This window comes from Paucibacter sp. Y2R2-4 (assembly GCF_025717535.1).
In the GTDB taxonomy this organism is placed as follows: domain Bacteria; phylum Pseudomonadota; class Gammaproteobacteria; order Burkholderiales; family Burkholderiaceae_C; genus Paucibacter_A.
In genome coordinates this window covers 572,866-590,346 of sequence record NZ_JAJIRO010000001.1, presented here as the reverse complement: position 1 = coordinate 590,346, position 17,481 = coordinate 572,866, and the positions used below count along the sequence as shown (strand labels likewise).

The following is a 17,481-nucleotide window of genomic DNA, read 5'->3' as shown; positions in this document are numbered from 1 at the left end:
GATTAGACGCGCTTGCGGTACTCGTGGGTACGAGTGTCGATTTCGATCTTGTCGCCTTGTGCCACGAAGATTGGCACGGGGATTTCGAAACCGGTGGAGATCTTTGCAGGCTTCAGCACCTTGCCCGAGGTGTCGCCCTTGACGGCTGGCTCGGTCCAGGTCACTTCACGCACCAGCGAGGTGGGCAGTTCGACCGAGATGGCCTTGCCGTCGTAGAACACCACTTCCACAGGCATCGCGTCTTCCAGGTAGGAAACGGCGTCGCCCATGTTTTCGGCTTCGACTTCGAACTGGTTGTACTCGGCGTCCATGAACACATACATCGGGTCAGCGAAGTAGGTGTAGGTGCAGTCCTTCTTTTCCAAGATGATTTGGTCCATCTTGTCATCGGCCTTGAACACGACTTCGGTGCCGGAGTTGTTCAGCAGGCTCTTGAGCTTCATGCGCACGGTTGCGGCATTGCGGCCACCGCGGCTGTATTCAGTCTTCAGCACAACCATCGGGTCCTTGCCGTGCATGATCACGTTGCCTGCGCGGATTTCTTGAGCGATCTTCATGAGTGTTCCGTTTTGGAAAAAAGGTTCTTTGGGGCGGCCGATTCAAAATTTTGAATTTTCAAATCGTCTGGCTCGCCTGATGTTTTCGCTTGAAAGCTTGGAATTCGATCAAGCCGGCGCAGACAAATGAATCCAGGGGGCGCGAATTCGAAAACTCAGCGAGCCTGAATCAAGGTCTGTCCAAATGACGTTGCAAGCTCACGCCGAAAGCTTTCGCGGCGCAGCAAAGCTCTGGATTTTAGCTTGTTTTGCGGCTCAGCTTGAGCAGTTGGCTGCTCAAATCCTCCACTGATACCAAATGCTCACGCCAGGCGAGGGCATGGGTCTGGGCTTGGTGGAGGTCTGGCAAGCTCAATCGTGCGTCTTGTTGCGCGTCTTGTCGCGCGTCTTGCAGACCATTCCAAGCGCGCCAAAGTGTCCGCCATTGGCCTGCTGGTTCGGGCTTGGCTTGGCTCAGCCACAAGTCCATAAAAGCTTCCAATTTAGGCCCATGGGCGCCATCGGCCTGCGGATATATCTGCCAGACAAAGGGCTTGCCGGCCCATTGGGCGCGCACGAAAGAGTCTTCGCCGCGTACAAAATTCAAGTCGCAAGCCCAGAGCAGTCGATCGAACTCGGGTTGACTGAGGTAGGGTAGGGCGTGCCAGCGTAAGTTGGGTCGCGGTGAAGCCTTCAGCAGCGCTGGCACCTGCTGCTGCGCGGCGCCTGGGCAGACCAAAAGCAAGGTGGCCTGTTCGCCCAGCGCTTGCAGTAGTTCATTCAGCCTGGGGTTGGGGTAGGCGAAAAGGCTAACGACTCGCTCGCCCGCGCGGCGCTGCAGGCCCAGTTTCGCCAGCCAGGCCTCCGCGTCAAAGCTGGCTTGTTCTGCAAGCATTTGAGGTTCGCGCAGCAGTCCGCCCGTGCGCGCCGTGAAGCCTGGGTAAAAGAACTGCTTGTTCAAACCTTGGCCCGCACCACTGAATTGCGGTGAGTTCAGGCCGTGGCTGCGTTCGACATAAGGCTCGGCGCTGAGGTATTCCAGATTCAGCCAGAGGGGCGGCTGCGGTCGGCGGCCCGCCATGCGCGCGACAAAGGCTTGAGGCAGTTCGCAGCCGAAGGTCTCGATCACGACATCGCCAACCTCGGGCTCGTCGAGGCTATCAGACCAGCGGCGAATCGCCAGTCCTGCGGGCGGCGCACCAGGGGCCATCCACTGCAGCGCGCTGGGGTCGTCGATCCAAAAGCGGACGGTTTCGCCGCGCGCGGCCAAATCGCGTGCCAGCCGCCAACCGACGCCGACGTCGCCGAAGTTGTCAATCACCTGACAAAACAGATCCCACCTCAATCCCACGAGTTTCCTTGTGATGCACGCATGCCGGAATTATCGATGCCGCCTCGCGGCACAATCGCGCACCATGCAAGAGTCTGATTCCAGCAAATCTTTGAAAGCGCCGAAAGACGGTGAGGCGAACCTGGCGGATGCCGTGGACGCAGAGCGCGGCGCAGCAGAACTCGGCGCTCAAAAGCAAGCCGAGTGGGCCAGCGATCGCCAAGCCATCGAAGCTGCTGAGGCTGCGCGCGTGGTCGAAGTGGAGCAGGCTGCGAGTGCCGGTCGTGAGCGCTTGTTGCAAGAAGTGGCAGCCTTGCCGGGCCTGCCGGGCGTCTATCGCTACTTTGATGCGCAGAACCAGGTTTTGTATGTGGGCAAAGCCAAACATCTGAAGAAGCGGGTGTCCAGCTACTTTCAGAAAGACCACGGCGGCACTCGCATCGGCATGATGGTGGCCCGCATTGCGCGCCTGGAAACGACGGTGGTGCGCACCGAGTCCGAGGCCTTGCTGCTTGAAAACAACCTGATCAAGACGCTGAACCCGAAGTTCAATATCTTGTTTCGCGACGACAAAAGCTATCCCTATCTGAAGCTCAGCGGACATGAATTTCCGCGCATCAGCTACTACCGCGGCGCGGTAGATAGACGACATCGCTTCTTCGGCCCCTTCCCGAGCGCCTGGGCGGTGAAGGAGTCGATTCAGCTGATCCAGAAAGTCTTCAAGCTGCGCACCTGTGAAGACACGGTCTTTAACAACCGCAGCCGGCCTTGCTTGCTGTACCAAATTCGGCGTTGCTCAGGGCCTTGTGTCCCTGAAGGGCAGGGCGAAGACTACGCCCGCAATGTCAGCAATGCAGAGCGCTTTTTGCTTGGCGAGACCGAGGCGGTGATGGAGGGCTTGCAGGCGCAGATGATGGCCTATGCCGACAAGCTGCAGTTCGAGTTGGCCGCCGAGGTGCGCAATCAGATCAGCGCCTTGGCGCGCGTACTGCAGCAGCAGTCCATGGATGAAAACAGCGCCACCGGCCGTGACCGCGATGTCGACATCATTGCGGCCAAGGTCCAAGGCGGCCGGGCTTGTGTGAACCTGGCCATGGTCCGGGGCGGTCGTCACTTGGGGGACCGGGCCTTCTTCCCCAAGCATGTTGAGGAAGCAACAGCGCTGGCTTTGTCAGATTCCTCGACGGATGCGGACGACGATGAGCTGCAAGCGCAGCTGATCTCGCCGGAGCGGCAGGTCCTGGAGGCCTTCATTGCGCAGCATTATCTGGACGCACAAGTGCCGTCATTGATTGTGCTGAGCGAGGCGGTGGATGAGTCCTTGTGCCAGGCTTTGACTGAGCAAGCTGGCTACAAGGTGACGACTCAAGCGCAGCCGCGCGGGCAGCGGCGCATCTGGCAAGAGATGTGCATCAAGGGTGGGGAATTGGCCCTGGCTCGACTCCTGTCCGAAGAGGGCTCGCAGCAGGCGCGCACGCGGGCCTTGCTCGAGGCTCTGGATTTGTCGGTGCCGGATTTGGATGCCTTCCGCATCGAGTGCTTCGATATCAGCCACACCGCGGGTGAGGCGACCATGGCGTCTTGCGTGGTCTTCGAGTCGCATCAAATGCAGAGCAGCCAGTACCGGCGCTACAACATCGAAGGCATTACCGGTGGCGATGACTATGCGGCGATGCGCCAGGTGCTGACACGGCGCTACAGCAAGATGGCCGAGGCGGCGCAACTCGGAACCGGGCGCTTGCCTGATTTGGTGCTGGTTGACGGTGGTCGTGGGCAGGTGTCGATGGCCCGTGAGGTTTTTGAAGAGTTGGGCCTGGATCTGGGCTTGATTGTGGGTGTAGAGAAGGGCGAAGGGCGCAAAGTCGGCCTCGAAGAACTGGTGTTTGCCGATGGCCGGCCCAAGGTGTATCTGGGGCGTGACTCCGCTGCGTTGATGCTGGTGGCACAGATTCGCGATGAGGCACACCGATTCGCCATCACCGGCATGCGAGCTAAGCGGGCGGCGGTGCGGACCGGCGGTTCGCGGCTTGAGGATGTGGACGGCATCGGCCCGAAAAAACGGGCGCAGTTGCTGCAGCGCTTCGGCGGTGTGCGAGGGGTAGAGCAGGCGAGTGTGGAGGAAATTGCAAGTGTCAAAGGCATCTCAAAGGAATTGGCAGAGGAGATCTATCGTGTCTTGCATTGAATCGGCGGTGTCTGATGCTGGGGTCAGGTCTTGCTTGCCTCGTGTGGCCCTGTTCATGGGTGTGGGATTGGCTGCGCTCTTGGGAGGCTGCTCCAATTCGCCCAGCTTGCCTAAACCCGGGGCGGCACCCGCTCAACCGACCCAAGTCAGGCCTGAGCCGGTGCCGGCGGATCGCAGTAGTCCCGCGGCTCCGTCCGTACCGCAGGCACCCAAGGTGACCGGACTGGCGCCGCCCAAGCAGCCGCGCACGCACGCGGAGCTTCGAGTCCAGGCGGCACAACGCTTGATCGAGGCCAACCCCGATATGACCTATTTGGGCGAGGTTCCACCGATCTTGCTGGCCATTCCGGTGCTGGAGGTGGAACTGCGGCACGACGGCAGCATCAAGCACATTCATGTCTTGCGCCGACCTGGCCAGGCGCCCGAAACCTTGCAAATGGCCATCGATGCGGTGCATCGCGCAGCGCCCTTTGGCAATGTGTCTCGTCTGCCTGAACCCTGGAAGTTCAGCGAGACCTTTTTGTTCAATGACCAAAGGCGCTTCAAGCCGCGTACCTTGGATTGAGCTCGTGTCTGGGGCTGGATTCGGAATCACCGCTCCGACCGCTGCGGCGCCTATCTGAACTGGGGATGAACTGTGGAAGGGACGCAGCATTTACGCCACCACTGGCACAGCTCAAGCTTGCTGCGACATTAATGCGACATTGTTTGGCGCTATGAGCGGGAGGCGCCCTATTGTTGGGCACAATGCCTTCTATGTTTTTCAATCTGCCAACACTGTTCACCTGGGCACGCATCGTGGCCATCCCATTGATTGTTGGGGTGTTTTACCTGGACCTGGACAAGCAGACACAAAACCTATTCGCCACAAGCCTGTTTGTCGTGATTGCGCTGACGGATTGGCTTGACGGCTACCTGGCCCGCAAACTCAACCAGACTTCAGCCTTTGGGGCTTTTCTTGATCCGGTAGCGGACAAGATCTTGGTCTGTGCAGCGCTGCTGGTACTTCTCGAGTTGGGGCGCGTCAACGCCCTGGTCGCCCTGGTGATCGTGGGGCGCGAAATTGCCATCTCGGCCTTGCGGGAATGGATGGCTCAGATTGGTGCCTCCGGCAGCGTCGCCGTGCACATGGTGGGTAAATTAAAGACCACAGCGCAGATGATCGCCATCCCCTTCTTGCTGTTCGATGGTGTCTTGTTTGGCTTGATTCCTACCCGGCTCTGGGGCACCTGGCTTTTGTTCGCCGCCGTCGTGTTGACGATTTGGTCCATGGTGTACTACCTGCAGAAGGCCTTGCCAGAGATCCGCGCCAAGGCGCGATGAAAGGCTTCGCGGCAACTGGCTTTTTGGGGTCAGCGACGCTGTTTGGCAGGCGCCCAAAAGTGCGAATGATTTCGAAACAATATCGGGCTTTCACCTGCACTTTGGGGCAATTGAATGCGCTTAGAATGCGCTTCCCCTCGCGTATCGAGTCCAAGTTTCAGGTCGGTCCTGGCGCTTTTTTGATTGGCGATGTGGCCCAAATTCAATGGCTATCTCCGGTGCTTGCCGGCAAGTCTTTTTGAGAGGTATCGAAGTGAACAAGTCCGAACTGATCGAGCACATCGCAACGCAGGCTGACATTTCCAAGGCGGCAGCAACTCGTGCGCTGGAGGCCTTGATCGGTGGCGTGAAGACCACGCTCAAAAAGAATGGTTCGGTTTCTCTGGTAGGCTTCGGCACCTTCAGTGTGACCAAGCGTGCAGCTCGCTCGGGTCGTAACCCACGCACCGGCGATGCCATCAAAATCAAGGCAGCCAAGGTGCCCAAGTTCCGTCCCGGCAAAGCGTTGAAGGACGCGGTGAATTAAACTACGCGCTGTCACCGAAATACCGGTTAATCCGGGTGCTTAGCTCAGTTGGTAGAGCGTCGCCTTTACACGGCGCAGGTCGGCGGTTCGAGCCCGTCAGCACCCACCAGATTTTTTGCCCAAGTCCAGCGATGAGTTGGATGTGGGCCATGGCCACAGTGCCACCCCACTCAAAGGCGAACCCCGGTTCGCCTTTGTCGTGTCTGCCCGTCTGAGGTTTTAGAAGATGTTTGAATTCGTTCGCAAGCACAACCGACTGTTTCAGCTCATCCTGCTGATTCTGATTCTCCCGTCCTTTGCTTTGGTCGGGATGCAGGGCTACACCAGCTTTATGGATTCATCCAATGCAGGCGTGGCCAGCGTGAATGGTCGCAAGATCACTCAAGTGGAGTGGGATGCGGCGCATCGTCAGCAGGTGGACCGCATGCGTCAGCAAATGCCTAATCTCGACGCCAAGCTCTTTGATTCGCCAGAAGTGCGCCGCGAGGCCTTGGATGGTTTGGTGCGTGAGCGCGTGATGCAAGCCGCGGCTGCCGAGCAGCATTTGATGGTCAGCGATGAGCGACTGAATGTCATCTTCCGTAATGACCCGCAGTTTGCTTTTTTGCGCAACCCAGACGGTACCCTCAACAAGGGTTTGATCGCTGCACAGGGCATGAGTTCGCAGATGTTTCTTGAGCGTCTTCGGCAAGACCTGACCCTGCGTCAAGTGACTGCCGGTGTTGGTGGATCGGCCATCGCATCGTCGGCCAATTCGGCCGTGGCGTTTGATGCCTTGCTGCAGCAACGCGAAGTGCAGATGCAGCGATTCGACGCCAAGGATTTCATTGCGAACATCCAGCCCACAGAGGCGCAGATCGAAGCTTTTTACAAAGACAGCGCCAATGCAGCGCAATTCCAAAAGCCTGAGGCGGCTCAAATCCAGTATGTGGTTTTGGATCTCGAGGCCTTGAAGTCGGGCGTTAGCTTCACTGAAGATGATTTGCGCAAGTACTACGCTGAGAACGCGTCGCGCTACTCGGTGGCCGAAGAGCGCCGTGCCAGCCATATTTTGATCAAGGCTGAGAAGTCAGCGTCAGCAGAAGCGCGTAGCAAGGCCAAAGCTCAAGCTGAAGAGCTTTTGGTTCAGGCCCGCAAGACGCCCGCGGCTTTCGCGGAGTTGGCGCGCAAAAACTCCCAAGACGAAGGCTCGGCGGCCAATGGTGGCGACCTGGATTTCTTCGGCCGTGGCGCAATGACCAAGGTTTTTGAAGATGCGGCCTTTGCGCTCAAGCAAGGTGAGATCAGCAATGTCGTCGAGTCGGAGTACGGCTATCACCTGATTCAGCTGACCGGTGTTCGAGGCGGCGACAAGAAGAGTTTTGAGGCGGTTCGTCCTGAGATCGAAGCTGAGGTCCGCAAGCAATTGGCCCAGCGCCGTTATTCTGAAGTGGCCGAGCAATTCAGCAACTTGGTTTACGAACAATCAGACAGTCTGCAGCCCGCTGCGGACAAGCTGAAATTGACGGTGCAAACAGCGACTGTGCAACGCACTCCTCAAGCTGGGGTGACGGGCCCTCTGGCTTCAGTCAAATTGCTGGATTCGGTGTTTGGCAACGAGTCCTTGCGTAACAAACGCAATACCGAAGCGCTCGAGACCGCCCCCAGCCAGATGACAGCGGCACGCGTGGTGGAACACAAGCCTTCGCACCTGCAGCCTTTGGCCGAAGTGCATGACAAGGTGCGTGCGCAGTTGCTGCGTCAATTGGCCACTGCAGAAGCCGTCAAGGCGGGTCAGGCTCGTTTGGCTGCGCTGCAGAAGGGCGGCGATGACGCTGGCTTGTCCGCGCCCACCGTAGTGTCGCGTGCCTTGGCTCGTGAACTGCCGCGCAAGGTGCTCGATGCGATCTTGGTGGCTGACGCAAGCAAGTTGCCATCAGTGATCGGTTTGGATGCGGGTGACGGTGTCTATGTCGTCGCTCGCTTGAGCAAAGTCTTGCCTCGTGATCCGGCAGTGGTGGATGCCAAGCGTGCGGCCGAGCAGTATGCGCAAGCTTGGAATGGTGCTGAGGCCGAGGCCTTTATCGGTGCCTTGAAGGCTCGGTTCAAGGTGAGTGTGAAGGCGCCAGCAAGCGCGGCCAGCGCATCACTTTGATCGTCTGAACGGGACTTGAGTGGCGTTATAATTGTGAAAATTTTGAGGCGGTGATTCCGTCAAGTAGTGCTTCAGATGAGCGGCCTCAAAAAGATTTTGACGAACTACTTGCAAGCACTATAAAAGTCGTTCTATAATCTTAAGCTCTGCGGTGGTTGTAGCTCAGTTGGTAGAGTCCAGGATTGTGATTCCTGTTGTCGTGGGTTCGAGCCCCATCAGCCACCCCAAAATTGGAAGCCCTAGAAGCGAAAGCTCCTAGGGTTTTTTCAATTTCTGAATCTCCCGCAGGCGAGTGATGCCGCTATGGCAGTCTGCCCAGGCAATCAGATCGTTCCGCGGAAAACAAAAAAGCCCACCATCGGTGGGCTTTTGTATTGGGTCCTGCTTCTCTTTTGAAGAGGGGGGTCGTCAGACGAGTCCCTGTTTGCTGGCTAGCACTGCGGCTTCGGCCCGACTCGAGACATTGAGTTTCTTGTAGATACTCTTGATGTGGTCGTTAACGGTGAACCATTTGATGCCCATCAGATTGGCGATTTCCTTGATGGTGAAGCCTTTGCTGAGATAGGTCAGTACTTCGCTCTCGCGAGGCGTCAGTCGCTCCCATTCGGGGGGCGGGTCCAGCACGACGCTGCGCCCGGCGCTGAATGTGGCGCTAGAGGAGAGGGCGCCAAAACCAGAGTTCAAGGCCATCGGCCCGGAGTCGCCGCTGGAGGCGGGGCGAAAGTGCGAGAGCAGCCTTCGCGCGATGGCGGGCGAGAGCGGGGGTTGCCCTCGCACGATGCGTTGCAACTCCTCGACCAGGACTTCAAACCGATCCTCTTTCAGCAGGTAGCCATCCGCACCGCATTGCAGGGCCGGGAAGAGATGGTCGTCGTCCGAATAAAGCGTGGTGACAATCTTCAGCGCGGGAGTGCCTGCCAACTCGGCCAGAAACTCCATGCCATTGCCGTCGGGCAACTCCAGATCCACAAGAATCAATTTGAATCCGGCATCGGGAGAGGTTTCAGCGAGCTTGGCTACATGGCGGCGCGCGCCCTCAAGGTCTCCGGCTTCAGTGATCTCCATGGGGTCACTGAAGCTCTCTCGCACGACACGGCACAAGAAACTTCGGGCGACAGGATTGTCTTCAATGATCAGTACTTTTACGGCCATAGCATGGAGTCCAAGACAGCTTCCATCCTATCGCACAAAGCCCTGACCAAGGCCGGTCGAACCCTAGGCTCACTCTCCGAAACGACGTTTGCACATGCCTGAGGTCACTTCGAGTTAGGGGTTGGCCGGAGACAAGTGTGTTGAGTGTCTCCTTTGTGTAGTTGTCCGATGGCAAGCGGCTTTGCCGGCGCAGGCTTGGTCCTTTGTTTTGTTGAGTCCCTCGGGTCTTGTTTGCCAGAGGCCTTTTTAGTTGCCAACTTTGAATTTGGGAATTTTTACGCGGCTTGCATTTGGAGATGAGGGGGAGCCCAAATGCTGAGGGCGCTGGAGACTTTGAAGTTGTTTGAATGGGTCGGGTTGAAGCTGGGGTGCAGGAACGACGCTGATGCCTACAATGCCCGGATGCGTATATTGATAGCCAATGACGATGGGTACCTGGCGCCCGGATTGCATGCCTTGGTCAAGGCCTGCGAGGGATTGGGGCAGATCGAGGTGATCGCTCCGGAGCAAAACGCCAGCGGCACTTCTAACTCTTTGACGCTGGGCCGTCCCTTATCGGTATACACCGCTAGCAATGGATTCCGTTACGTTAATGGCACGCCGTCGGATTGCGTGCATGTGGCTCTTACCGGGCTCTTGGGCTATCGGCCGGACTTGGTGCTGTCGGGCATCAATAACGGGGCCAATATGGGTGATGACACGCTTTATTCCGGCACCGTCGCTGCTGCGACCGAGGGCTATTTGTTCGGCATTCCATCGATTGCCTTTTCCCAAGTGGAAAAGGGATGGGGGCATCTCGATGCCGCTGCAGCGGCGGCGCGTCAGTTGGTCGAGCAGGTGTTGGCGGGAGGGCTGACTCAGGCCTTCTTGCTGAATGTCAATATCCCCAATCGCGCGGATGCGAGTCACTTGGTTCAGCGTGTGACGCGTTTGGGTCGTCGGCATGCCAGTGAGCCGGTGATCTGTCAACAAAGCCCGCGAGGCGAAACGATTTATTGGATCGGCCCGGCGGGTGATGCGCGCGAGGCAGGGGAGGGTACGGACTTCCATGCGACAGCTGCCGGCGAGATTTCGATCACTCCTTTGCAGGTCGACCTGACGCATCACGCGGACTTGGGGGCTTGGACACAGCGCTTGGGGCGGGGTGAATGAGCAATACGCCAGAGCGGCCGTCAAGGTTTCCGTTGCCCCTGGGTAAGCTGGTCAAAGGGCAGGCCGCAGGTTCGACTGGAGGTGCGGCGCGAGAAGTACTGATGCCGCAGCGACATTTGCGCGAAGCCGCGGCCGATGCGGCCAGGCAGTCTGCGCCTCGTGGTCTGGGCCTTGATTCCGATATGGTGCGACGGCGCATGGTGCAGCGCTTGCAGCAAGAGGGACTCAGTGATGAGCGCGTGCTGCAAGCCTTGATCACGGTTCCGCGACACGAGTTTGTCGACAGCGCCTTGGCTATTCAAGCTTACGAAGACACTAGCCTGCCGATTGGGCATGGGCAAACTATCTCGAAGCCCTCGGTGGTGGGGCGAATGATTGCCATGCTGTTTGGTGGCGCTACGGCGCGTCAGCAGGGGCGCTTGGGACGTGTGCTTGAGATCGGTACGGGCTGCGGCTATCAGGCGGCGGTTCTTGCCGAGTTGTCTCGGCAAGTCGTCTCGATTGAGCGCCTGCGCCCTTTGCATGACAAAGCCCGCCTCAATTTGGCCAAGATGCGCTCGCCCTCGCAGATCCGTTTGATTTACGGGGACGGTCGCTTAGGTCATTCGCAGGCCGCCCCCTTTGACAGCATCATTGCCGCGGCCGGTGGTGAGGATTTGCCTCCGGCATGGTTGGCGCAATTGGCCCCCGGCGGTCGTTTGATAGCGCCGATGGTTTCGCCTGGCGGTCGTGGTCAGATCTTGGTGGTGATTGATCATTTGGTTGAATCGGGCGTCAGTCGCTTTGTTCGTACCGAGCACGAGGCCGTCTTGTTCGTGCCTCTAAAATCGGGTGTGATGTGATTTGCAGGAGTGCGAGGCGCTCTCACATTTCGCAATCACCATCACATCGCAGAGAACTCGAAATCGAGTTTTTGCAACAGCCTGTCACTTCAGTCTTAGCGACGCATGCATAAGAATCTTCCTAGTTTTTCCAAGACCGTCCTGATCACGAGCGTGCTGTTGAGTCTGGCGGCTTGCAATTCGACGCCCAACCGTGCGCCGATCGAGGATCGCAAGGTTGGCTCAGCGGCCAAGACGGTGCCAGCGGCAGCGAGCAGTGCGCCAGCAAGCGCAAGCCAGCAGCCGGAAGCCAAGCCTTTGCCAGGGGCAGAAAACGCTGGCAAGCCCGGTTATTACACGGTGAAGCCCGGCGACACCTTGATTCGCATTGCCTTGGATAACGGCCAAAATTGGCGGGACGTGGCCAAGTGGAATGGCCTGGACAACCCCAATCTGATCGAAAAGGGTCAGGTCTTGCGAGTGCTGGCGCCCGGCATCGATGCTGCCGCAGTGACGACCAAATCCGTCACCAGTGCCAAGGTGGAGACACGGCCATTGGACGGCAAGCCGGTTGCCGCGGGCGCGGCGAGCTCGGGCGCGTCGGTGCCGACAAGCTCCACCAGTGCCTCGGCTTCCGCTGCGAGTGCGCCGGCACCGACCTCGGTAAGCCCAGCGAATGCGGCTCGGGAAAACGACGAAGATCCGGTATGGGCCTGGCCCGTGACCGGCGCAGTCAGTGCCGGATTTGACGAGCAGCGCAACAAGGGCTTGGCCTTTGCTGGCAAGGCCGGCGATCCTGTGATGGCGGCGGCCGATGGTCGCGTGGTTTACGCGGGTTCGGGCTTGCGCGGATACGGCAATCTGGTCATCATCAAGCACAACGCTACTTACCTCACAGCCTACGCGCACAATCAGGCTTTATTGGTCAAGGAAGACCAGGCGGTGCGCAAGGGTCAAAAAATTGCTGAGATGGGCTCCAGTGACGCTGACCAAGTCAAGCTGCACTTTGAGGTGCGCAAGCAGGGCAAGCCGGTCGACCCGGCAAAGCTGCTACCCAGTCGCTAGAGTCTGATCGGCGCAGCCAGATCGAGTCCATGAAACGTCTTGCGCCGCATCATCAAGAAACCTCGGGTCAGAATGGAAACGGCCGGCCGCTGGTCGACCCTTCCCAATCGCTTGACCCCGACGAAGCACAGGCGGCTCAACTGGGTGTCTTCGCCCAAGGAGAGGTAGAGCTCGGCAATGCCTTGCAAGCCTATTTGCGCGACATCCGCCGCACGCCGCTGCTGACGCCTCAAGAAGAGTTTGATACCGCCGTTCAGGCGCGCGCGGGCAGCTTTGAGGCCCGCCAATCGATGATTGAACACAATCTGCGCTTGGTGGTCAGCATCGCGAAAAACTATCTGGGTCGAGGCCTGCCGATGAGTGACCTCATCGAAGAAGGCAATTTGGGCTTGATGCATGCCATTGGCAAGTTCGAGCCAGAGCGCGGATTTCGTTTTTCAACCTATGCCAGTTGGTGGATCAGGCAGAGCATTGAAAGTGCGCTGATGCATCAGGCGCGGCTGGTGCGTTTGCCGGTCCACATCGTGCGCGAGTTGAATCATGTGTTGAAAGCGCGCCGTGCCCTGGAGGCGATGCAGAGCCAGAATGGCGGCGAAGCCAAGGTGAGGGCGGAGGATATCGCCGCCGCTGTGGGGCGACCTGTGTCCGAGGTGGCGGAACTGTTGGCTTTTGCAGAGTTGCCCAGTTCCTTGGATTCGCCGGCCGATCGCTCGACCGAAGGCGGCGAATCGGTGGTGGACTTGGTTGCCGATGATCAGGCCGTTGATCCGCTGGGCTTGAGGCTCAGCCATGAGATGGATGAGTTGCTGGATCATGGACTGGCTGCGCTGAATGAGCGCGAGCGAGAAGTGCTCGCGGGTCGTTATGGTCTGGCCGATCGAGAGCCAGAAACACTGGATGTGCTGGCCCTGCGGCTCAATTTGACGCGAGAGCGAATTCGGCAGATCCAGATCGAAGCGCTGGCCAAGCTGAAGCGAAACATGATGCGGCATGGCATCAACCGGGACTCGATTTTCTAGCTTGCCACAGCGCGTTTGTTGATGAAGCGCTTGAGGCTGGGATAATCCGGCCATGACTCAAGTTACAGAATGGCTCAAGGTCGAATCACTCGACCTGGAAGCGCAGGGCGTGGCCCACAACACCGAAGGCAAAGTGGTTTTCATCGAGGGCGCATTGCCCGGTGAAGAAGTCCAGGTTCAGGTGGGCCGCAAGAAAAGCAGTTGGGAGCAGGCCACTTTGACGGCGATGCGCCGTGAGAGTTCGCAGCGGGTGAGACCTGGATGCCCGCACTTTGGCTTGCATGCGGGCTCATGCGGTGGCTGCAAGATGCAGCATTTGCATGCCTCGGCCCAGGTGGCCGTCAAGCAGCGGGTCATGGAAGACAATCTCTGGCACCTGGGTAAGGTCAAGCCTGAAATGCTCTTGCGCCCGATTGAGGGGCCGACTTGGGGCTACCGCTACCGTGCTCGTTTCTCGGTGCGCTATGTCCCGAAGAAGGGTCAGGTCTTGATCGGCTTTCATGAGCGCAAGAGTCGCTATGTGGCGGATATGCAGGTTTGCAAGGTTGTGCCTGAAAAGGTCAGCAATCTGCTGATGCCGCTGCGCGACTTGATTGCTGGCATGGCCGAGCGCGACCGTTTGCCGCAAATCGAGTTGGCCATGGGGGATTCTGTCATCGCCCTGGTGCTTCGTAATCTGGCGCCGCTGCCAGACTCTGACAAAGCCATGCTGCGCGAGTTCTCTGCCCTGCACGGTGTGCAATGGTGGCTGCAGCCCAAAGGGCCGGACACGGTGCATCTTCTCGACGAGGGCGGCGAACAGCTGTCCTACAGCCTGCCGGAGTTTGGTGTGGTGATGCCCTTCAAACCCACGGACTTCACCCAGGTCAATCCGCACATCAACACCAGCCTGGTGGGTCGCGCTTTGCGCTTGCTGGATGTGAAGCCTGACGAACGAGTGATTGACTGGTTCTGTGGTCTGGGGAACTTCACCTTGCCGCTGGCGACGCGGGCTCGCGAGGTTCTGGGCATTGAAGGCAGCGAAGCTCTGGTGCAGCGTTCCCGCGAGAACGCTCGCTTCAACGGTCTGGCTGACAAGACCGCTTTTGTCGCGCGCAATTTGTTTGAGATGACGCCCGCCGTCTTGGTGGCGGATGGTCAGTCAGACAAATGGTTGGTGGATCCGCCGCGTGACGGAGCGCACGCCTTGTCTCAGGCCTTGGCAGATATTGTTCAAGACCCGAGCCTGGCGCCTGGCTGGCAGCCGCCCAAGCGCATTGTCTACGTCAGCTGTAACCCGGCAACCTTGGCTCGAGATGCGGGCATCTTGGTCAATCAAGGGGGCTACCGTTGCACGGCGGCCAGCGCGGTGAATATGTTCCCACATACCTCCCATGTGGAGAGCATTGCAGTCTTTGAGCGAGCCTGACGGCTAGTCGCGTGCAGGTACAAAAAAAACGGGGTCCTAGGACCCCGTTTTGCATTCCGTCCTAGGTCGAATAGCGATCAGTCGCGTTCGCCACCAAAGATGCCCAGCAGCGACAGCAGGCTCTGGAACACGTTGTAGATGTCCAGATAGATAGCCAGCGTAGCGCTGATGTAGTTGGTCTCGCCGCCATCGATCACGCGCTTGATGTCATAGAGCATGAAGGCGGAGAAGACGACCATGGACAGAGCCATCATGGTCAGCATCAGCGCCGAAGACTGGATAAAGATATTGGCCAAGCCCACCACCAACAAGATGATGGCGCCAACGAACAAGAACTTGCCCATCGACGAGAGATCGCGCTTGATCACCGTGGCCAGCGAAGCCATCGCGAAAAAGATGGCGCCAGTGCCGCCGAAGGCCAGCATGATCAGGCTGCTGCCATTGCGGAATCCGAGGATGCCGGCCAGCAAACGGGACAACATCAGCCCCATGAAGAAGGTGAAGGCGAGCAGGGCGTAAACGCCGGTGCTGGAGTTCTTGGTCTTTTCAACCACGAACATCAAGCCGAAGGCGCCAGCAAAGAACACCATCATGCTCAGGCCCGAGCCCATGGCGGCCATGATGCCCGTCGTTACGCCAACCCAGGCGCCAAGCACTGTGGGCGCCATGGACAACGCGAGCAGCCAATAGGTGTTGCGCAACACACGCTGGCGATCAGCGGCCAAGCCGCCATTCAAGGCGCCGCCGTATTGGGTTTGCAGGGTTTCGTTCATCGTCAATCCTCCTAACAAAATTGGGTGCGGCCTTGTCGTTTGGCCTCGTGCACCTCAGGCTGAACTGTAGCGTGAGTTCGCCAAGCGCATTCAAAGTCCACTGAGACGCTGTTTGGCCGCAATGTTTTCAGTTTGCTGAGGCGAATCGGCTAGGTTCAGTCACCGATTAAAGTGCGGGCTTTCCTTGGGATTTCAATGTCATGAAGCAAAAACCATTCTTGGGCCTGGATGAAGTGAAGCGGATTGCCGCGGCAGCAGAGGCCGAGGCCTTGGCCAATCAGTGGGCCGTCTCGATCGCTATCGTGGACGATGGTGGTCATCTGCTGTGGTTGCAGCGCTTGGATGGCGCTGCCGCGATCTCTGCGCAAATTGCGCCTGCCAAAGCGCATACAGCGGCTTTGGGGCGTCGTGAATCCAAGGTCTATGAAGACATCATCAACCAAGGACGAGTTTCTTTCTTGAGTGCCCCTGGCTTGAGCGGTCTTTTGGAGGGGGGCGTGCCGATTCTGGTTGATGGCTTCTGCGTTGGTGCAGTCGGGGTGAGTGGGGTCAAGTCCACCGAAGATGCGCAGATTGCTCGGGCAGGTATCGCTGCATTGACTTGAGTTTGGTGTTTTGAGGAAGGGCCAAGCCCTCAGTCGAGGCCGGGCTTGCCGAGGGCTTTATTTCCTGACGCGGCGTTTCGGCTGACATCAAGTTGTCAAATAAAAGCGGGAAGGGGTCTCAGTGATAACCCTGCTCGGTTATACTTAGCAGGTTTACCCGCTACCCAACGCACCCAGCGAAACTCAAACCAGTTTCCCCCTTCCGGACTCAGGCAACTTGGCATCCCGCCCAAGTTTTGCAGCAGAGCTGGGCGCGCACATATTGGAGTTTCCCGTGCTGCCCGATCTGCTCAATTCCCCCAAAGCGATTCTTGCCCTGGCAGACGGCACGGTCTTCAAAGGCTCCTCCATCGGTGCTGCTGGCCATACGGTCGGCGAAGTGGTGTTCAACACCGCACTCACCGGTTACCAAGAAATCCTCACCGACCCCAGCTATTGCCGTCAGATCGTGACCCTCACGTATCCGCACATTGGCAATTACGGTGTCAACGAGGAGGACGTCGAGGCGCAGAAGATTCATGCCGCAGGTCTGATCATCAAGGAACTGCCCATCCTTGATTCCAACTTCCGCAAGACGCGTACTCTGGCGCAATACCTGAAGGACGAAGGGACGGTGGCGATTGCCGACATCGACACCCGTCGTCTGACTCGTGTGCTGCGCACCACCGGCGCGCAAAACGGCTGCATCATGGCGCTGGCTGCGGGTCAGGCCATTACCGATGAGCTGATTGCCGACGCAGTGGCCAAGGCCAAGGCCGCGCCGAGCATGGCCGGTTTGGATCTGGCCAAGGTCGTCAGTGCTGCTGAGAGCCACAGCTGGACCGAAACCGAGTGGACGCTGGGCAAGGGATACGGCAATCAAACCCAGCCACGCTTCCACGTGGTGGCTTATGACTTCGGCGTCAAGAGCAATATCTTGCGTATGTTGGCCTCGCGGGGTTGCAAAATCACGGTGGTGCCCGCCCAGACGCCGGCCTCGACGGTGTTTGGCCTCGAGCCGGATGGCGTGTTTCTCTCCAATGGCCCCGGCGACCCGCAGCCATGTGATTACGCGATCGCCGCAGCCGCGACCTTGATCGAAGCCGGCATCCCGACTTTCGGTATTTGCCTGGGTCATCAAATCATGGCCTTGGCTTCGGGCGCCAAGACCTTCAAGATGAAGTTTGGTCACCACGGCGCCAACCATCCGGTCAAGGATCACGACAACCAGCGCGTCAGCATCACCAGCCAGAATCACGGTTTTGCGGTGGAGCCCGATAGCCTGCCCGCCAATCTGCGTGTGACGCACACCAGCCTGTTTGACGGCACCATCCAGGGCCTGGCCCGGACCGACAAGCCCGCTTTCTGCTTCCAGGGTCACCCCGAGGCAAGCCCTGGTCCCCACGATATCGCTTACCTGTTTGACCGCTTCATCGGTCTGATGGCCAAGTCCTGATCAAGGCCTGATGGAGT

18 protein-coding genes and 2 tRNA genes are annotated in these 17,481 nt (G+C 58.6%); 16 read left to right on the top strand and 4 right to left on the bottom strand.

Features of this window, described 5'->3' with window-relative positions; translation table 11 throughout:
• Nucleotides 1-2: 2 nt before the first annotated feature.
• Nucleotides 3-557: an elongation factor P gene (gene efp, locus LNV06_RS02550; RefSeq protein WP_263536664.1), complete on the bottom strand. Its 555-nt coding sequence runs from the start codon at nt 555-557 to the stop codon at nt 3-5.
• Here efp and LNV06_RS02545 point away from each other — a divergent pair.
• A complete protein-coding gene (locus LNV06_RS02545; protein ID WP_263536663.1) occupies nt 556-687 on the top strand; it encodes a hypothetical protein in 132 nt (43 codons plus the stop codon). The two genes, efp and LNV06_RS02545, sit on opposite strands and share 2 nt — an antisense overlap.
• 108 nt (nt 688-795) lie before the next feature.
• Here LNV06_RS02545 and earP read toward each other — a convergent pair whose 3' ends face one another.
• Complete coding sequence (gene earP / locus LNV06_RS02540) at nt 796-1,881, bottom strand: elongation factor P maturation arginine rhamnosyltransferase EarP (RefSeq protein ID WP_263537493.1); 1,086 nt, start codon at nt 1,879-1,881, stop codon at nt 796-798.
• Between the two features lie 70 nt (nt 1,882-1,951).
• Here earP and uvrC point away from each other — a divergent pair, with 70 nt between their 5' ends.
• The 8 genes from uvrC (at nt 1,952) to LNV06_RS02500 (ending at nt 8,261) form a co-directional block, all read left to right on the top strand.
• A complete protein-coding gene (gene uvrC, locus LNV06_RS02535; RefSeq protein ID WP_263536662.1) occupies nt 1,952-4,051 on the top strand; it encodes an excinuclease ABC subunit UvrC in 2,100 nt (699 codons plus the stop codon).
• Nucleotides 4,038-4,616, top strand: a complete 579-nt coding sequence (locus tag LNV06_RS02530; RefSeq protein WP_263536661.1) for a hypothetical protein — start codon at nt 4,038-4,040, stop codon at nt 4,614-4,616. The genes uvrC and LNV06_RS02530 overlap by 14 nt, the downstream gene beginning before the upstream one ends.
• A 191-nt stretch (nt 4,617-4,807) precedes the next feature.
• Entirely contained in the window at nt 4,808-5,374 is a 567-nt protein-coding gene (gene pgsA / locus LNV06_RS02525; RefSeq protein ID WP_263536660.1) for a CDP-diacylglycerol--glycerol-3-phosphate 3-phosphatidyltransferase, read from the top strand.
• Entirely contained in the window at nt 5,371-5,616 is a 246-nt protein-coding gene (locus tag LNV06_RS02520; protein ID WP_263536659.1) for a hypothetical protein, read from the top strand. Before pgsA ends, LNV06_RS02520 begins: the two co-directional genes overlap by 4 nt.
• Nucleotides 5,617-5,627: 11 nt before the next feature.
• On the top strand, nt 5,628-5,900 hold the full coding sequence (locus LNV06_RS02515) for an HU family DNA-binding protein (RefSeq protein WP_263536658.1): 273 nt from the start codon (nt 5,628-5,630) through the stop codon (nt 5,898-5,900).
• Nucleotides 5,901-5,933: 33 nt separating this feature from the next.
• Nucleotides 5,934-6,009 (top strand) — tRNA-Val (locus LNV06_RS02510).
• A 117-nt stretch (nt 6,010-6,126) separates the two neighbouring features.
• Nucleotides 6,127-8,034 (top strand): SurA N-terminal domain-containing protein, encoded by a 1,908-nt coding sequence (locus LNV06_RS02505; RefSeq protein WP_263536657.1) that lies wholly within the window; start codon nt 6,127-6,129, stop codon nt 8,032-8,034.
• A 151-nt stretch (nt 8,035-8,185) separates the two neighbouring features.
• Nucleotides 8,186-8,261, top strand: a tRNA-His gene (locus LNV06_RS02500).
• A 181-nt stretch (nt 8,262-8,442) separates the two neighbouring features.
• Here the strand turns inward: LNV06_RS02500 and LNV06_RS02495 are convergent.
• Nucleotides 8,443-9,186, bottom strand: coding sequence for a LuxR C-terminal-related transcriptional regulator (locus LNV06_RS02495; RefSeq protein ID WP_263536656.1), 744 nt, complete (start codon nt 9,184-9,186; stop codon nt 8,443-8,445).
• A gap of 402 nt (nt 9,187-9,588) precedes the next feature.
• Here LNV06_RS02495 and surE point away from each other — a divergent pair, with 402 nt between their 5' ends.
• The 5 genes from surE to rlmD all read left to right on the top strand — a co-directional run bounded on the left by surE (nt 9,589) and on the right by rlmD (nt 14,651).
• A complete protein-coding gene (gene surE, locus LNV06_RS02490) occupies nt 9,589-10,338 on the top strand; it encodes a 5'/3'-nucleotidase SurE (protein ID WP_263536655.1) in 750 nt (249 codons plus the stop codon).
• Nucleotides 10,335-11,180 (top strand): protein-L-isoaspartate(D-aspartate) O-methyltransferase, encoded by an 846-nt coding sequence (locus LNV06_RS02485; RefSeq protein WP_263536654.1) that lies wholly within the window; start codon nt 10,335-10,337, stop codon nt 11,178-11,180. The genes surE and LNV06_RS02485 overlap by 4 nt, the downstream gene beginning before the upstream one ends.
• 105 nt (nt 11,181-11,285) lie before the next feature.
• Nucleotides 11,286-12,224: a peptidoglycan DD-metalloendopeptidase family protein gene (locus LNV06_RS02480; protein WP_263536653.1), complete on the top strand. Its 939-nt coding sequence runs from the start codon at nt 11,286-11,288 to the stop codon at nt 12,222-12,224.
• A gap of 29 nt (nt 12,225-12,253) precedes the next feature.
• Entirely contained in the window at nt 12,254-13,243 is a 990-nt protein-coding gene (gene rpoS / locus LNV06_RS02475; RefSeq protein ID WP_263536652.1) for an RNA polymerase sigma factor RpoS, read from the top strand.
• A gap of 52 nt (nt 13,244-13,295) precedes the next feature.
• Nucleotides 13,296-14,651 carry a 23S rRNA (uracil(1939)-C(5))-methyltransferase RlmD gene (rlmD, locus tag LNV06_RS02470; protein WP_263536651.1) on the top strand — a complete coding sequence of 452 codons (1,356 nt, stop codon included), beginning with the start codon at nt 13,296-13,298 and terminating at the stop codon, nt 14,649-14,651.
• A 77-nt stretch (nt 14,652-14,728) separates the two neighbouring features.
• On the opposite strand, the gene LNV06_RS02465 is transcribed toward rlmD, so the two are convergent.
• Nucleotides 14,729-15,424, bottom strand: a complete 696-nt coding sequence (locus LNV06_RS02465) for a Bax inhibitor-1/YccA family protein (RefSeq protein ID WP_263536650.1) — start codon at nt 15,422-15,424, stop codon at nt 14,729-14,731.
• A 200-nt stretch (nt 15,425-15,624) separates the two neighbouring features.
• Between LNV06_RS02465 and LNV06_RS02460 the strand changes: the two genes are divergently transcribed.
• Together LNV06_RS02460 and carA are read left to right on the top strand one after the other, a co-directional pair.
• Nucleotides 15,625-16,029: a GlcG/HbpS family heme-binding protein gene (locus LNV06_RS02460; RefSeq protein ID WP_263536649.1), complete on the top strand. Its 405-nt coding sequence runs from the start codon at nt 15,625-15,627 to the stop codon at nt 16,027-16,029.
• A 274-nt stretch (nt 16,030-16,303) separates the two neighbouring features.
• The gene (gene carA / locus LNV06_RS02455) at nt 16,304-17,464 is read left to right on the top strand and encodes a glutamine-hydrolyzing carbamoyl-phosphate synthase small subunit (RefSeq protein WP_263536648.1); all 1,161 of its coding nucleotides are present in this window, start codon (nt 16,304-16,306) and stop codon (nt 17,462-17,464) included.
• The last annotated feature ends 17 nt before the right edge of the window (nt 17,465-17,481 follow it).

Coding starts and splice junctions, on each gene's coding strand:
- efp (WP_263536664.1), bottom strand. CDS start 557: ATGAAGATCGCTCAAGAAATCCGCGCAGGCAACGTGATCATGCACGGC.
- LNV06_RS02505 (WP_263536657.1), top strand. CDS start 6,127: ATGTTTGAATTCGTTCGCAAGCACAACCGACTGTTTCAGCTCATCCTG.
- LNV06_RS02520 (WP_263536659.1), top strand. CDS start 5,371: ATGAAAGGCTTCGCGGCAACTGGCTTTTTGGGGTCAGCGACGCTGTTT.
- uvrC (WP_263536662.1), top strand. CDS start 1,952: ATGCAAGAGTCTGATTCCAGCAAATCTTTGAAAGCGCCGAAAGACGGT.
- LNV06_RS02480 (WP_263536653.1), top strand. CDS start 11,286: ATGCATAAGAATCTTCCTAGTTTTTCCAAGACCGTCCTGATCACGAGC.
- rlmD (WP_263536651.1), top strand. CDS start 13,296: ATGACTCAAGTTACAGAATGGCTCAAGGTCGAATCACTCGACCTGGAA.
- LNV06_RS02495 (WP_263536656.1), bottom strand. CDS start 9,186: ATGGCCGTAAAAGTACTGATCATTGAAGACAATCCTGTCGCCCGAAGT.
- rpoS (WP_263536652.1), top strand. CDS start 12,254: ATGAAACGTCTTGCGCCGCATCATCAAGAAACCTCGGGTCAGAATGGA.
- LNV06_RS02545 (WP_263536663.1), top strand. CDS start 556: ATGAGTGTTCCGTTTTGGAAAAAAGGTTCTTTGGGGCGGCCGATTCAA.
- LNV06_RS02460 (WP_263536649.1), top strand. CDS start 15,625: ATGAAGCAAAAACCATTCTTGGGCCTGGATGAAGTGAAGCGGATTGCC.
- pgsA (WP_263536660.1), top strand. CDS start 4,808: ATGTTTTTCAATCTGCCAACACTGTTCACCTGGGCACGCATCGTGGCC.
- LNV06_RS02485 (WP_263536654.1), top strand. CDS start 10,335: ATGAGCAATACGCCAGAGCGGCCGTCAAGGTTTCCGTTGCCCCTGGGT.
- surE (WP_263536655.1), top strand. CDS start 9,589: ATGCGTATATTGATAGCCAATGACGATGGGTACCTGGCGCCCGGATTG.
- LNV06_RS02465 (WP_263536650.1), bottom strand. CDS start 15,424: ATGAACGAAACCCTGCAAACCCAATACGGCGGCGCCTTGAATGGCGGC.